This window comes from Undibacterium pigrum, from assembly GCF_003201815.1.
Classification (GTDB): Bacteria; Pseudomonadota; Gammaproteobacteria; order Burkholderiales; family Burkholderiaceae_D; genus Undibacterium; species Undibacterium pigrum.
The window spans coordinates 265,079-280,258 of sequence record NZ_QJKB01000006.1 but is presented as its reverse complement, the minus strand read 5'-3'; the positions used below and the strand labels follow the sequence as shown (position 1 = coordinate 280,258).

16 protein-coding genes and 1 tRNA gene are annotated in these 15,180 nt (G+C 50.2%); 5 read left to right on the top strand and 12 right to left on the bottom strand.

Translation table 11 applies throughout. The features are described from left to right. Positions 1-18 precede the first annotated feature (18 nt). A complete protein-coding gene (locus DFR42_RS18615) occupies positions 19-471 on the bottom strand; it encodes a Csu type fimbrial protein (protein ID WP_170133574.1) in 453 nt (150 codons plus the stop codon). A 382-nt stretch (positions 472-853) separates the two neighbouring features. On the opposite strand from DFR42_RS18615, the gene DFR42_RS18610 reads away from it, so the two are divergent. Further along, positions 854-2,323 carry a hybrid sensor histidine kinase/response regulator gene (locus tag DFR42_RS18610; RefSeq protein WP_110256522.1) on the top strand — a complete coding sequence of 490 codons (1,470 nt, stop codon included), beginning with the start codon at positions 854-856 and terminating at the stop codon, positions 2,321-2,323. Then, positions 2,323-2,973, top strand: coding sequence for a response regulator (locus DFR42_RS18605; RefSeq protein WP_110256587.1), 651 nt, complete (start codon positions 2,323-2,325; stop codon positions 2,971-2,973). Before DFR42_RS18610 ends, DFR42_RS18605 begins: the two co-directional genes overlap by 1 nt. Before the next feature lie 101 nt (positions 2,974-3,074). On the opposite strand, the gene DFR42_RS18600 is transcribed toward DFR42_RS18605, so the two are convergent. The 9 genes from DFR42_RS18600 to petA all read right to left on the bottom strand — a co-directional run bounded on the left by DFR42_RS18600 (position 3,075) and on the right by petA (position 10,724). Continuing rightward, the gene (locus tag DFR42_RS18600; RefSeq protein ID WP_110256521.1) at positions 3,075-3,515 is read right to left on the bottom strand and encodes a response regulator; all 441 of its coding nucleotides are present in this window, start codon (positions 3,513-3,515) and stop codon (positions 3,075-3,077) included. Continuing rightward, complete coding sequence (locus DFR42_RS18595; protein WP_110256520.1) at positions 3,508-5,508, bottom strand: sensor histidine kinase; 2,001 nt, start codon at positions 5,506-5,508, stop codon at positions 3,508-3,510. Before DFR42_RS18595 ends, DFR42_RS18600 begins: the two co-directional genes overlap by 8 nt. 297 nt (positions 5,509-5,805) lie before the next feature. Then, positions 5,806-6,204, bottom strand: a complete 399-nt coding sequence (locus DFR42_RS18590) for an SMI1/KNR4 family protein (protein WP_110256519.1) — start codon at positions 6,202-6,204, stop codon at positions 5,806-5,808. A 142-nt stretch (positions 6,205-6,346) separates the two neighbouring features. After that, a tRNA-Thr gene (locus DFR42_RS18585) sits at positions 6,347-6,422 on the bottom strand. A gap of 58 nt (positions 6,423-6,480) precedes the next feature. After that, the gene (locus DFR42_RS18580) at positions 6,481-6,972 is read right to left on the bottom strand and encodes a ClpXP protease specificity-enhancing factor (RefSeq protein WP_110256518.1); all 492 of its coding nucleotides are present in this window, start codon (positions 6,970-6,972) and stop codon (positions 6,481-6,483) included. Between the two features lie 175 nt (positions 6,973-7,147). Then, positions 7,148-7,759 carry a glutathione S-transferase N-terminal domain-containing protein gene (locus DFR42_RS18575; RefSeq protein ID WP_110256517.1) on the bottom strand — a complete coding sequence of 204 codons (612 nt, stop codon included), beginning with the start codon at positions 7,757-7,759 and terminating at the stop codon, positions 7,148-7,150. Between the two features lie 151 nt (positions 7,760-7,910). Continuing rightward, the gene (locus tag DFR42_RS18570) at positions 7,911-8,675 is read right to left on the bottom strand and encodes a cytochrome c1 (protein ID WP_110256516.1); all 765 of its coding nucleotides are present in this window, start codon (positions 8,673-8,675) and stop codon (positions 7,911-7,913) included. A gap of 22 nt (positions 8,676-8,697) precedes the next feature. Next, a complete protein-coding gene (locus tag DFR42_RS18565; RefSeq protein ID WP_110256515.1) occupies positions 8,698-10,110 on the bottom strand; it encodes a cytochrome b in 1,413 nt (470 codons plus the stop codon). Further along, positions 10,110-10,724 (bottom strand): ubiquinol-cytochrome c reductase iron-sulfur subunit, encoded by a 615-nt coding sequence (petA, locus tag DFR42_RS18560; protein ID WP_110256514.1) that lies wholly within the window; start codon positions 10,722-10,724, stop codon positions 10,110-10,112. Before petA ends, DFR42_RS18565 begins: the two co-directional genes overlap by 1 nt. A gap of 412 nt (positions 10,725-11,136) precedes the next feature. Here petA and mscL point away from each other — a divergent pair, with 412 nt between their 5' ends. Next, complete coding sequence (gene mscL / locus DFR42_RS18555; protein WP_110256513.1) at positions 11,137-11,556, top strand: large conductance mechanosensitive channel protein MscL; 420 nt, start codon at positions 11,137-11,139, stop codon at positions 11,554-11,556. Positions 11,557-11,756: 200 nt separating this feature from the next. On the opposite strand, the gene DFR42_RS18550 is transcribed toward mscL, so the two are convergent. Then, on the bottom strand, positions 11,757-12,518 hold the full coding sequence (locus DFR42_RS18550) for a Nif3-like dinuclear metal center hexameric protein (protein ID WP_110256512.1): 762 nt from the start codon (positions 12,516-12,518) through the stop codon (positions 11,757-11,759). 13 nt (positions 12,519-12,531) lie between these two features. Here DFR42_RS18550 and DFR42_RS18545 point away from each other — a divergent pair, with 13 nt between their 5' ends. Further along, entirely contained in the window at positions 12,532-13,707 is a 1,176-nt protein-coding gene (locus DFR42_RS18545) for a Do family serine endopeptidase (protein WP_110256511.1), read from the top strand. 6 nt (positions 13,708-13,713) lie between these two features. After that, complete coding sequence (locus DFR42_RS18540) at positions 13,714-14,388, top strand: DUF2461 domain-containing protein (RefSeq protein WP_110256510.1); 675 nt, start codon at positions 13,714-13,716, stop codon at positions 14,386-14,388. On the opposite strand, the gene tatC is transcribed toward DFR42_RS18540, so the two are convergent. Next, complete coding sequence (tatC, locus tag DFR42_RS18535) at positions 14,374-15,156, bottom strand: twin-arginine translocase subunit TatC (RefSeq protein ID WP_110256509.1); 783 nt, start codon at positions 15,154-15,156, stop codon at positions 14,374-14,376. The genes DFR42_RS18540 and tatC overlap by 15 nt on opposite strands. Between the last annotated feature and the right edge of the window lie 24 nt (positions 15,157-15,180).

Sequence of the window (15,180 nt, the reverse complement as noted above, 5' to 3'; positions counted from 1 at the left end):
CCATCGCGAGGTTTTACATCAATAGGTCAGGGTGATACTTACTACTTCATTGTAATTACCAGGTGCTACTACCTGACCAGCCGGGATGCGACCATATACAGGCAGATTTTGCATATTGCCATTACCAGTACCGGTGATGGCATGATTGTCGGAGGCGCTTCCCCACAGCTTGCTGCGGGACTGATCCTGATACAAGGCATAGCTCAGGGCTGCATTCGCCGGACCTGACATTTGCCTCATACCCGCATTAGCGCCACTCCCACCGCCCAGGCTCAGCACATATGTGGTGCCTTGCGAACAATTCACACCGATATTGCCAGCTTGCTCAACGGCTGCTATTTCATAATTACCAAAAGATACTGCGGAGCCATTGACTGTACAAGTTGGGACAACCACTGCAGATACTGCCAGGCTGGCAGTACGAGTTTCTGCCAGCGCTGGGTTGAGTATAGCAAGAAAGCCAACAATCATTACTAAATTAGTTATTGAATTTGGCAATTCTTTTGATTTGTTAGAAAAAATACACATATCCTGATATGAGGTGGGCGAGACAATTTTTACTGCTCGGGCATGCAGCAGGCAACAAACTCCTCACTGGTAAACAGATGTTGACCAGCATGAGGATATGCATTTTTGACAAAAAATTACACTTAATTCTATAATAATTGCTAATATCTATTTAACAAGCATACTTTTGCATCCCGATTAATTCGGGATACTTGATTAATTAATAACAATCTATGGGGACAAAACCCAGAGATGGCTGGATATCGCCATTATCCGCCATCTGCATGCAAAGTCGCTTTATTAAACAATATTTTTCCTTCTAACCAAAGTGGAAGGCAAGTAGCTCATGACCATACCACTGCGTGTACTGCTGGTAGAAGATGTCAGCGAAGATGCAGAACTGATCATCCGCGAACTCAAGCGCGGTGGCTTCGCCCCCGACTGGCAGCGAGTAGATAATGCACAGGCCATGCAGGATGCGCTGAAAGAAGCGAAATGGGATATCGTCATCTGCGATTATTCCATGCCCGCCTTTAGTGGCCTGAAGGCGCTGGATGTGCTCAAGCGCATGAAGATACATATCCCCTTTATCATCACGTCTGGCACCATAGGTGAAAATACGGCCATCGAAGTCATGCGTGCCGGGGCCGATGACTTTTTCCTCAAGCAAAATATCACTCGTCTCCCTCTGGCCATAGAAAGAGAATTGCGGGACGCAGCCCTGAGGCGCAAGAAACTGGCCAGTGAAACGGCTTTGCGCGAAATGCAGGTGCGCTTTCATGCTTTCATGAACAATGCGCCCATGCCGGCCTGGATCAAGGACAGGGATTTGCGCTATGTCTATGTGAACGCAGCCCAGGCCAGCTTCTTTGGAATGGCACCCGCAGAAATGCTAGGTTGCGATGATTTTGACCTGATGTCCATCGGTGCCGCACAGAACTCGCGCCAGCATGACGAGCAGGTACTGGCGAGCAATGACAGCCTGAGTACACAGGAAACCATTGCCGATGAAAGCCTGACGGCCAGGATACTCAATATCATCCGCTTCCCGCTGGGCATGGATGAAGGCGTGCCGCTGGTGGCAGGTCTGGCAATGGACGTGACCGAACAAGTGCATGACCAGGCCAGCCTGAAGGCTGCCAATCAGCGTCTGCAATTGCTATCTGGCAGCGTCATCGAAGTGCAGGAAAGGGAGCGCCAGCATCTGGCACGCGGCCTGCATGACGATGTGGGGCAATCACTGACTGCCCTGAAGATCATGCTGCAGGCCGCACAAAGGCTGGAGAGCGAAGAGCGTCATACCAGGCTGCAGGAAGGCATAGAACTGGTGTCCAGCATCCTGTCACAGGTGCGTACCCTGTCACTGGAATTGCGGCCACCCCAGCTGGATAACCTGGGCCTGGTATCGGCCCTGCGCTGGTATGTGGAAAGCAAAACCTCCAGTGATGGCTTGCACGGCTGGTTTGAATATGAAGGCGTGATCAGCAAGCTGCACCCCGATATTGAGAACACCTGTTTTCGTATCGTACAGGAAGCCATCACCAATATCCTGCGGCATGCCAAGGCAAAAAATATCTGGGTCAGGCTGGATAAGAATGAAAGTAATCTGATCTTGCGCATACGTGACGATGGCAAGGGTTTTGACGTAGACCAGGCGCGTGAAAATGCCGTACTAGGCAACAGCTTTGGTCTGCTGAACATGGAAGAGCGTGCCCTGCTGGTCGGCGGCACGATGGACATCACTTCATCACCCGGCGCGGGCGTGAATATTGATGTTGTGCTTCCTTTCACACCTCACATCAGGGGGCTGACATGATGAACATACGCGTTTTACTGGCTGAGGACCATGCACTGGTACGTAGTGGCATACATTCCCTGCTCAAGACCATGCCGGGCATGCAGGTAGTGGCAGAAGCGGCCGATGGTGCCGCTGCGCTGGCAGAGGCAGAAGCCCACAGGCCTGACCTGGCCATACTGGATATTGCCATGAAGGGCATGAATGGCATAGAAGCCGTGCGCCATTTCCGCGCCCGTTTCCCAGACGTCAAATTACTCATGCTATCGATGTACAGCAGCGAAGAATATGTGATGCAAGCCCTGAATGCAGGTGCCAGCGGTTATCTCTTGAAAGACTCAGCCACCTATGAGCTTGAACGGGCGATACGCCAGGTGATGCAGGGCCAGCGCTATCTGGATTCTTTCCTGTCACCGCAGGCGCTGGATCAGTACATGCGCAAGGTTGCTGAAAAAGGCACGAACATGGAAGTATTGACGCCCAGGCAAAGGCAGATACTGCAATTGATTGCGGAGGGCGACAACACCAAGGAAATCGCCTACCGCCTTAACCTCAGCGGCAAGACGGTAGAAACCCACAGGGCACAACTGATGGACCGTCTGGATATCCATGATGTGCCCGGCCTGGTACGCTATGCAATACGCGTGGGGCTGACCACGGCAGAAAAATAAGCTTATTGATATTGATACTGAAACTGTGGCTAAGGCTGGAGGAAGTTGAATACCGCACTCCCTCCCCTTCAGCTCACTTATTTCAGGATGGGGATGGGTGCTCAGTTGGGTGCCTTATTGGTGACCGTCCAGTACAAGCCAACCTGGGCCACGACATTCATGAAGGCATCAAAGTCCACGGGTTTGACCAGGTAGCTATTAACCCCCAGCTTGTAGCTTTCGGTGACGTCGGTGCATTCTGCCGAAGAAGTCAGGATAACGACCGGTATCGACTTGGTCTTATCATTTGCCTTCAGGTGTTTCAACACTTCTATGCCATCCATCTTGGGCATTTTGACATCCAGCAAAACCAGTTTGGGATTACCTGTCTGCCTCCTGCTATAGCCTCCGGCGCAAAACAGAAAGTCCAGTGCTTCTGCACCATCTTTTACCCAGGTCAGCTTATTGCCAAAATTATGCTTCCTCAATGCGCGCATGGTCATTTCTGCGTCATCTTCGCTATCTTCCACCAGCAGGATTTCTGCTGCATCGATGTCATCCATTCTGCTCTCCTACCGGTAATGAAAAAAAGAAACTGGCGCCCTCGTTGACACTGGACTGCGCCCAGATGCGCCCGCCATGACGTGTCAAGACCCTTTGTGTGATCGCCAGCCCCACTCCTGTCCCCTTGAAGTCGCTGGCATGGTGCAAGCGCTGGAATACGCCAAATAATTTATCGTAATATTCCATATTGAAACCGACGCCATTGTCTTTGACGCTATAGACGATATGATCGCCATCAACGGAACCGCTGATCTGCACCGAGGGATTATCACTCTTGCTACTGTACTTGATGGCGTTTGAAATCAGATTCAGCCATGCCTGCTTCAGCAAGGCACGGTCTGCCTGTGCTGCTGGCAACTCTTCGAGTTTTATTTCCGGCACTTTTTCTACCTGTTGCAATGACTCTTGTATGACTTCCCTGACCAGTGCGGTCATATCCAGATTGTATTTATGCACTTCTTGCCGGCCCAGACGTGAGAAGGCCAGTAAGTCATCTATCAAAATACCCATGCGCTGGCTATTTTTACGGATGACAGAAAGATAGCGCAGTGCATCAGCATCGAGTTTGTTGCCATAGTCTTCTTCCAGCATGCGGCCAAAACCATCGATAGCTCGCAAGGGTGCTCGCAAATCATGGGAGACGGAATAACTGAAACTTTCCAGGTCTGCGGTACGCTCGGCAACACGCTGCTCCAGCGAGGCATTAAAGCCACTCAAATCCTGGTTCAGCTTGCCCAGCTCACTGGTTCTTTCTTCTACCTTCAACTCCAGGTCAAGATTGGCTTGCTGCAATGCCAGCTCCAGTTCTGAACGCTGCGCATTCAATCTTTTCAATAGCCAAAAAGCGTACAGCAGCATAGCGAAGCCCAGCATATTGCCGAGGATGATGACCATGGTGGTACTGGAGGTGCTTTGTTCTGACTCTTGCTTTCTTTGCTGCAGCAATTGATTTTCTGTATTCCTGAATTGCTGCATGATTTGTATCAGGGGACTGAAGGCCATGCCTACCCTGGTTTTTGCCGTGCCAGCTTCAGCATTGGCTGCCAGGGCCTGCCTGGCAGTATCCAGCGCGCCAGGTAACAGTTTTTCCAGATTAGCGAGTCTGTCACGCTGCAGGACATTGTCGCTGATGGCCTGTTTCAACTCCGCCATCTTGATCTGTATATTGCCAGCCATATCATCAAGTTCATGCCGCTCGTTAGCCGTGCCTGCCCTTGCCAGATAGCCAGCCATTTCATCAGAAATGATTTTCACTTCATAGGTATGCTCTACCCAGGTATTGCGCGCATCCTGCGCCCGCAAACTACCATAGGATACAAACATGGTGGTCACCAGCACAGTCACAGCCACACCAAGGAAGACATACAGATTTGACTCGCCTTTTGCGAGGGAATTCATTTCTGGTCTTTCCAGCATCAGGGCACAGGCAAACATGCTCATGGAAAAGCCCGTCATGAATGCCATGCGCGGGAAACCATACCAGGTGTAAGCCAGATCCAGCAAGAGCATATAACCGACCATGCCCAGCACACTGATGGTCAGCATCACCGCTGCCACGGTACGTGGCTTGATATAGAACTGATTATCAGAAGTACGCAGCAGACCTGCACCGCCGGCCAGGAAGGCCAGGGCGGTATTGGGCGCCATGCGGCCAGGCGAGGGATTAAGATCACTATACCAGCGGTGTACCGCAGCCAGATCTATGCCCAGACTGACATTGAAAAGATTTTCTATCAGCATCAGACCTGCGATGATGACGATCAAAATTCCTGCAATATTGCGTATCAAGGAGGTACGCGGGGAAAAATAGAGAGGCAACAGGAAAGCCAGGCCAGCCAGGAAAAAACAAAAGGCGGTAGGAAATACCATTGCGGTGCTGCTGGAAAATATCTTCACCAGATAGCTGTTCTGGCTAAGCCAGGCCGCCATGGTAACCAGGCTGATCAGGAGCAAGCCCAGACCAATTAAACCTACCGACTTGAGGCGTGTCATTTTTCGACTCCAATCAGATGCGTATGTGGATGAATGCAAATTCACCAGCAAGTTTCACTGTCGGCAGATCTATTAATGCTTATGTCAGGTCTTTCTTTGATGCATACAGCTACATGCCAGTTTTTTTACTGACCATGGCTGCTGTCACATCAATTTCAACGATTTTTTAATGCAATTTCAATAATTAACAAAATGAGAATACCAGAAAAATCTGGCATCGCCAAATAATGTCGCTTGCCGTTTATTGAAACAAAATCTGGCAGGAGTAAGCCGGACCGGCTTGAATCGAAAAAACTTTCAGGTGGTAACAGGCATTGCACTGAACTCTGCCGCGACTGGCTGCAATTCATCCACATCGTGTCTGTGCAGATAGACATGCTGGTCGAGTTCGCCATTCTTCAGAATTTGAAAGCACAAGCTATCGCCACCACCATTGCGTGCTATCAATATCAGATCATCGGGCAAGCCATAATGCTGCCTGGCTGTCTGCGTTTCATGGACGATGCTATTACAGCTACTCTTGAGTCTTCTTTTATCTGTAGTGTCATAAAAAGGATGTAAGTCGAAAACATCCTCAAAAATCTCAATGGAGCCGCCATTCCTCTGCATCATCCTGTTGCGAAATGAATCGGGGAAACGTATACCCAGTTCGGCCTCTGCCAACTCTATAAATTTTTCATCTAAGGTGAAGGCCATATGCGCTGTCCAGACTTTTACGGGAAATAAAAGCTTAACAAGTTCTGACGGTGGGAGAAATACCATGCCGCAGGGGAGGATGCAGAAATCTGAAGGTATAAAGAAAAAACCCACCGTTATTGCTAACGATGGGTTTTTAATTTGGTGCCGACTGCCGGAATCGAACTGGCCACCTGATGATTACAAGTCAACTGCTCTACCAAATGAGCTAAGTCGGCGAAACTTTTTTCGTTTTTGCTTCGTTGCCGTTGCATTCCCGAAGACCAAGATTATAGGCTACTTTATTATTTTTAGCGAGGGCTTTTCTGATTTTTTTTCAGATTTTTTTATTTCATCTGTAGAAACCTGATTTTCTACTGGGGCGGGCGTACTTTTTACAGATGCCAGGCCCAGCACGGGCTTGGTATTTTCTTCAACTTCTGCGGCGACTTCTTCATTTTCTTCTTCAGCTTCGCTGAGATCGACTTCAAAAGCCATACCCTGACCGTTTTCACTGGCGTAGACTGCCAGTACATTTTCTACTGGCACATAGATTTCGCGGGAGACGCCACCAAAGCGGGCTTTGAAGGCCACGGCATCATTGTCCATCTTCAGGCCGCTGGTTGCACCGAAACTGATGTTGAGTACGATTTCACCATTCCGGACGAATTCCATGGGGACACGGGCAGCATGATTGACCTTGACCGCCATGTAAGGGGTGAAGCCATTGTCAGTGCACCATTCATAGATGGCACGCATAAAATAAGGTTTGGTGGATATTTCTTGCATGGTTATACAATCGGTGAAAATGTACTTTAAGAGCTGCGCTAAGTTTACAACTACGTGTGCAACAAGGAAATGCCGTAATAAACGCTATCAGGCCTGCTTCAAGCATAGGCGTAGTGCCCAAAAACAACAAGGCTGATATGCATCAGCCTTGTTATCTTATCCTTAAAAGTCTTGCTTATCTGCGCATGACTTTTTCAGAAGGTGTCAGTGCTTCGATGTAGGCAGGACGGGAGAAAATACGTTCTGCATATTTCATCAAAGGAGCTGCTGTCTTCGACAATTCTATACCGTAGTGATCGAGGCGCCACAGCAATGGGGCGACAGCCACATCCAGCATGGAGAACTCATCACCCAGCATGTATTTGTTCTTGACGAACAAAGGTGCAAGCTGAGTCAGGCGGTCGCGGATTTCTGCGCGGGCCTTGTCCTGTACTTTGGCTGACGCGGTGTTCTTGTCATTTTCCAGAGTATGGACGTGGATGAATAATTCTTTTTCAAAATTGAATAACATCAGACGTGCGCGGGCGCGCTGCAGCGGGTCTGCCGGCATCAGTTGCGGATGCGGGAAGCGTTCATCTATGTATTCGTTGATGATATTGGATTCATACAATATCAATTCACGTTCAACCAGAATAGGCACCTGACCATAAGGATTCATGGTCGAGATATCTTCAGGCTTATTAAACAGATCAACATCGCGGATTTCAAAATCCATGCCTTTTTCAAACAAAACCAGGCGGCAACGTTGAGAAAATGGGCAGGTTGTACCCGAGTAGAGAACCATCATTTTTATAGTTCCTTAGAAACAATCAGGGCGAGGAGCCAGTTTTGCGCACCTCACCCCAGGGATTACACGTCCGTCTACGACGGAGAAAAACGGACGATCTCAAAAAATTCCTGGCCCGTGCTATGAATAGCGCAAGCCGGAAACCTTACATTTATTTTACTTCTTTCCAGTAGGACGCGTTCAAACGCCATGCCAGTGTTGCCAGAGTCGCCAGGAACAGCAAGACCCAGACACCCAGGCGTTTGCGTGTGCTTTGTGCTGGCTCACCCATCCACTGCATGTAGGCAACCAGGTCACCAACAGCATTGTCATATTCTATCTTACTCAATGTGCCTGGCTTCAGCTGCTCAAAACCAACAAACTTATGCGTAGTTTTGGATGGATCATGCGGATCTTTTTCTTCCACTACTTTTTCAGCTTGTACACCTTGCAACTCCCACAGTACATGTGGCATGCCTACGTTAGGAAACACTTTGTTATTCCAGCCGGTAGGACGGGAATCATCTTTGTAGTAAGTACGCAGATAAGTGTAAATCCAGTCAGCACCAGTGCCATCCCCAGAAGCTTTGGCACGGGCAATCACAGACAAATCAGGTGGAACTGCGCCAAACCATTCCTTGGCATCCTTGGCTGACATGGTCGTCTTCATCAGATCGCCGACCTTTTCACCAGTGAACAGCAGGTTTTGCTTGATCTGGTCATCTGTCAAACCGATATCTTTCAAACGGTTGTAACGCATGGCCGAAGCAGAGTGGCAGTTCAGGCAATAGTTGACGAACAACTTGGCGCCGTTTTGCAATGCTGCCATATCAGTAGAACGATCAGGTGCGTGGTCCAGTGGGAAAGTACCGCCACTTGCCAGTACCATGGCAGGAGCAAATGCCAGCACAGCGATCAGTTTTTTAAGTAATTTCATGCTTGTTCTTCCTCGCTATTTCTCAGTGCGCTGCAAATGTAACGCGCTTAGGCACGGGCTTGAATGTTCCCATTGCACTCCACCATGGCATCAGCATGAAGAAGCCGAAGTAGATGACTGCACAAACTTGGGAAACACGCTCACCGATCGGAGATGGTGCCTGTACACCGAGGTAACCCAGGGTAACGAAGGCAATACCGAAGACGATGTACACATACTTGTGCCAGTCAGGACGGTAACGTATCGATTTAACCGGAGAAACGTCCAGCCATGGCAACAGGGCCAGGATCATGACAGAACCGCCGAACAATACCACACCCCAGAATTTCGCATCCAGTGCACCTGGCATCATGCCCGCGATAGCAACCAGTGCAATTGCTGCAATGGCAATCTTCAGCAATTGTGGCAACTTCGTAGTCAGCCAGATCAGTGCAACATAAGCTACAGCACCGGCTTGCACGACAAACAGGAACTCGGAAGTAGTCGCACGCAGAATCGAGTAGAAAGGCGTGAAATACCAGGTTGGAGCAATATGCGGAGGCGTTTTCAGTGAATCAGCCGGGATAAAGTTGTTGTACTCAAGGAAGTAACCACCCATTTCCGGTGCAAAGAAAACCACGGCACTGAAGATGGTCAGGAACACAGTCACGCCAAAAATATCGTGGAAAGTGTAATAAGGGTGAGAAGGCACGCCATCAACAGGGTGACCGTCAGGACCGATGTTGTCCTTGATTTCTATGCCGTCAGGGTTATTGGAACCCACTTCATGCAAGGCGATCAAGTGAGCAGCTACCAGACCCAGCAGGACCAGAGGGATAGCGATCACGTGGAAGGAGAAGAAGCGGTTCAATGTTGCGTCAGACACGACATAGTCACCACGGATCCACAGAGACAGATCAGGGCCGATGAAAGGAATGGCACCAAACAGGTTAACAATAACCTGAGCACCCCAGTAAGACATCTGACCCCATGGCAGCAGGTAACCGAAGAAGGCTTCGGCCATCAGGCACAGGAAAATCGCAAAACCAAACAACCAGATCAGTTCACGTGGCTTGCGATAAGAACCGTACAGGAAGGCACGGGTCATATGCAAATAGACCACAATGAAGAAAGCAGAAGCGCCGGTTGAGTGCATATAGCGCACCAGCCAACCCCATGGCACATCACGCATGATGTATTCAACCGATGCAAACGCCAGATTCGCATCTGGTTTGTAATGCATGACCAGGAAAATACCGGTAACGATCTGGATAACCAGCACCAGCATCGCCAGGGAACCAAAGATGTACCAGAAGTTGAAGTTCTTTGGCGCGTAATACTTGCCCCATTGATCATTCCACAGCTTGGTCAGCGGAAAACGGGAGTCAACCCAGTTCAAGGCCTTATCCACGACAGGAGCGTCCGCCGGGAGTTTTTTCTCAACAAATGCCATGATCAGGCCTCGCCTTTCTCATCTTTACCGATGATGATTTTGGTATCCGACAAAAACATATGAGGGGGCACATCCAGATTTTGTGGGGCTGGTTTGTTCTTATATACGCGGCCAGCCAGATCGAAAGTCGAACCATGGCACGGGCAGAGGAAGCCACCATTCCAGTCATCCGGCAAGGATGGCTGCGCGCCAGACTGGAACTTGGAACTTGGAGAGCAGCCCAGATGGGAACAGATACCAACCGTTACCAGGATGTCGCTATGCTCTTTGCGCGAACGGGTTTGCTTGTCACAATATTCTGGCATCGCCATGGTGTAAGGTTTTTCCGATTTTGGATCAGCAACCTTGTCTTCAGTCTTTTTCAGACTGTCCATCATTTCTGGTGTGCGTTTCAAAATCCACACGGGCTTACCACGCCATTCCGTCGTTTGCATCTCGCCTGGTTTCAAGGCAGAGATGTCCACCTCTACCGGTGCACCTGCTGCCTTGGCACGCTCGGACGGCTGGAAAGTGCTTACCAACGCACCTGCCGTTGCCAAGCCAGCCACACCACCCGCCGCGCAAGTGGCGACGAGCAAACCGCGACGGCCGGAATCGACCTGCTTTTCGATACTCATACCAACCCCAATCTGTCAATAATCAAAACTTGATGAAGCAAAAACCCAGCTTCTAGCAACCTTAAATTATAAATGACCCGGATATGGTTTTAAAGAAAAAGATATCCGAAACGCCAACTTGCTGGCATTTTTCAACAATTCAAGCCCGAATTGCATCTTCAGGTTGGCTGGATCTTTACTTTGAGCACAAAATCAAGGTCAATAATAAGTATTCCTGCATCAAGAGAAAAGAAAATTGACAAAAAACTGTCTTCTTTTCATCTGCTTTGCGCATTAAAATCGGGCTACTTACATTTTGGACATGCATTTTGTAGTGTGTTTTGCACAAAAACAGGGGGCTTATTAGCTCTTTACCACTTGTTTACCACCTCTTTTCAGTATTTCATTCAGTCTTTTCAACCGGAGAATTTCTATGGGCATGTTGCACGAATTTAAAACCTTTATCAGCCGGGGCAATGTCGTTGATCTGGCTGTCGGCGTCATCATCGGTGCAGCATTTGGCAAAATCGTTGATTCTCTGGTGGGCGATATTGTCATGCCCATCATCGGGCGCATAGTCGGCGGACTGGATTTTTCCAACTACTATATCCCGCTGAATGGTCAGGGCACGCACCTGGTACTGGCAGAAGCCAAAAAAGCCGGCGGCGTCATCGCCTACGGTAATTTCATCACGGTCACGGTCAGCTTCGTTATTCTGGCATTTGTGATTTTCCAGATGGTAAAACTGGTCAATGCCCTCAGAAAAGCAGAACCAGCACCGGAACCTGCACCAGAAGTCACGCCTGAAGATGTGTTGTTATTGCGTGAGATCAGGGATGCTTTGAGGAAGTGATTGCTTTTGGAGTTGCTATTGGCACTGCAGACCAAGGTGCTATCCATACCTGACCCGCTCCTCTGTAGGAGCGGCTTCAGCCGCGAATACCTGGCAAAACTCAAGCCCGGTAGAACAAACTGATCGCGGCTAAAGCCGCTCCTACAAAATCAGGCGATTCCCGGATTGCTATAAGCCACGCTCAAAATAAGTACCCCCCCTCACACGGGATTATCAATATCCACAAAACTATGCTGCACCCCGAACGTGTCAGCAATGAACGCTCCCAGGCTCTGCACCCCAAAACGCTCGGTCGCATGATGGCCGCAGGCGATATAGGCCACGCCTGATTCACGCGCCAGGTGCACCGTAGGCTCGGAAATTTCGCCGCTCAGGTACACCGAGGCACCTGCCGTAATCGCCTGGTCCAGCATATTCTGGGCGGCACCAGTGCACCAGGCCACGCGCCCCACCGCAGCAGCGGGATCACCGATCAGCAGAGGTTTGCGCCCGAGTTTCAATTCTATATGCAGGGCCAGGTCGGCCAGCGTTGTGACGGCCTTGTCATCTACCGTCCCCAGCCAGGCCAGATCGTTTTCACCAAAGCGCCCATCTGCAGTCAGGCCCAGGCGACGGGCCAGACCTATGTTATTACCCAGTTCTGCATGATTATCCAGCGGCAGATGGTAGGCAAACAGGGAAATATCATTTTCCAGCAGCAGTTTCAGGCGTCTCTGTTTTTGCCCGATGACGCGCATATCTTCACCGCGCCAGAAGTAACCATGATGCACGAGTATGGCATCGGCCTGCATTTCCACGGCTTTTTCCAATAATGCTAAACTCGCAGTCACGCCACTGACGATATGTTTAATCGTGCTGCGCCCTTCCACCTGTACGCCGTTTGGGCAATAATCACGAAAGCAATTTACCTGCAATTCTTTTGCCAGAAATTGCGCTAATTCGTCCCGATTCACTGATTTCATACTGATACTTCCTATGCGTCGTCTTTGGTTATTGTTTGCCCAAACTGTTACTGTCGGTCTGGCGCTCTGGTTTATTGTAACCACCTTGAAACCCGATTGGGTAAAAGCAGGCTATAACAACAGGCAAACCCAGACCCTGAATGCCGGTGCCATCGTCAAGGAAGCGCCTGCCAACAGCGTGCCCGCGCAAAGCTCTTATGGTGCAGCTGCCAAGCGTGCCATGCCTTCGGTCGTAAATATTTTCACCTCGAAAGAAGTGCGCCAGCGCCGCAACCCGGCCTTGAATGATCCTTTCCTCAGGCGTTTTTTCGGTGACCAGCAAAACCGGCAGGCCGAACGCCTCTCCAGCCTGGGCTCGGGCGTCATCGTCAGTTCTGAAGGTTATATCCTGACGAATAACCATGTGGTGGAAGCTGCGGACGATATCGAAGTTGCCCTGGCAGATGGCCGCAAGACCAGCGCCAAGATAGTCGGCACTGACCCCGAAACCGATCTGGCTGTCATCAAAATCGATTTGCCGGATTTACCTGCCATTACCCTAGGCCGCTCTGACACCGCCAGTGTGGGCGACGTGGTCCTCGCCATTGGCAATCCTTTTGGTGTGGGCCAGACTGTCACCATGGGCATCATCTCTGCCCTGGGGCGCAATAATCTGACTGAAAATGCCTTTGAAAACTTTATCCAGACCGATGCTGCGGTCAATCCTGGCAACTCCGGTGGAGCACTGGTGGATGTAAATGGCAATCTGCTGGGTGTGAATACCGCGATTTATTCGCAGACAGGTGGCTCGGTGGGTATAGGCTTTGCCATTCCGGCGACTACCGTCAAGCAGGTCATGGAATCCATTATCACCAATGGCCAGGTAGTGCGCGGCTGGATAGGCGTAGAGCCGCAAGACATCACGCCAGAACTGGCCGACAGCTTTGGGCTGAAGCAGAAATCCGGTGCCATCATCGCTGGCGTAATCCGCGGTGGCCCGGCTGACAAGGCTGGCATGAAACCAGGTGACATCCTGATTGCGATCGAAGGCAAACCCGTGGGTGACACTACCCAGATGCTGAACCTGGTGGCACAACTCAAGCCAGGCAACAAGGCCAAGATTACCGTCTTGCGTGATACCAAGGAACCAACACTGGAAATTCTGATAGGCAAACGCCCGTCAGCACGTAAAGAAGAAAACCGGGAATAAAAATCCATGCATTTGATCGACTTGCAAGCTTATTTGTCCGAACTGGGCGACAACAATAACCGCGCCTGGTTCGTCATGAACAAACCGCGCTATGACATTTTACGAGCAGAATTTTTACAACTGGTGACTGAGCTGATTACAGATATCAGCAAGTTTGATCCTGCCATCCTGGGGCTAGAACCCAAAAAAGCCTTGTTCCGCATCAACCGCGATGTGCGTTTTGCGCATGACAAATCGCCGTACAAAACCACCTTCTCTTCCTCCATCGTTCCCAATGGACGCAAGAAGCCCAGCGAAGGCGGCGGGCCTGCCTATTATTTCCAGATGGATGGTACTGGCCGTCTGTTCTATGCGGTCGGTGAATACATGCCACCGTCAGACCGCTTGAAGGCGATACGCACTCACATCGTGACTGACCCGGAAGGTTTTGCCAAAGTCTTGAAAGACAAGAAGCTGAAAGCCCAGTTTGGTACGCTGCAGGAAGAAGGCAAGCTGCAACGCCCACCTAAAGGCTTTGATGCTGATCTGCCGCATATAGAGCAGATCAAGCTGAAGAATTTCATGGTATGGACAGAGTGCCCGCTCAAGGGCATGGATACAGATGAGCTGAAAACCACCTTGCTGACAGCTTACCGCAGCGCAATGCCACTGGTAAGCTGGCTGAGATCAGTTCCCGCCTGATTCTTTGGATTCGCTGGACTCAGGTGCCTGGGTTGCTTTCACAAACAAGGGAGCAATCAGCAAGCCCAGTTCGTACAGCAGTATCATCGGTACAGCCAGTGAAAACTGGCTGACGATATCTGGGGGAGTCACGATGGCAGCAATCACAAAAGCACCGACGATGACATAAGGCCGTATGGCCTTGAGTTTATCAAGCGGCACCAGGCCCATGCGCACCAGCACCACCACCACGACCGGCACTTCAAAGGTCACGCCAAATGCCAGGCACATGGACATGATGAAATCCAGATAGTTTTCTATGTCAGGCGAGACATTGATGGACGTAGGCGCAAATTCATTAATGAATTTAAAAACCCGGCCAAACACCAGGAAATAGCAAAACGCCACGCCGGAAAGAAAAAGTAGCGAAGAAGAAATCACCAGGGGTGCAACCAGACGTTTTTCATGCGCATACAAGCCGGGGGCCACGAAAGCCCAGACTTGATACAGTATCCAGGGCAGGGCCAGCATGAAAGCCAGCAACAGGGTCACCTTCATCGGCACCAAAAAAGGCGAAATGACACCGGTTGCTATCATTTTCGACCCTGCAGGCAGGGATGCCAGCATGGGTTGCGCCAGGAAATCATAAATCGCCGATGGCCCTGGCCATAACATCAGGCCGCCACAGGCAATCAACAGTCCATACATGGACTTGACCAGCCTGTCGCGCAATTCCACCAGATGCGAGATAAAGCTTTCTTCCGGGCCTTGTTCCGTGTGATCGCTCATGCGAATACCGCCAAATTATAAATA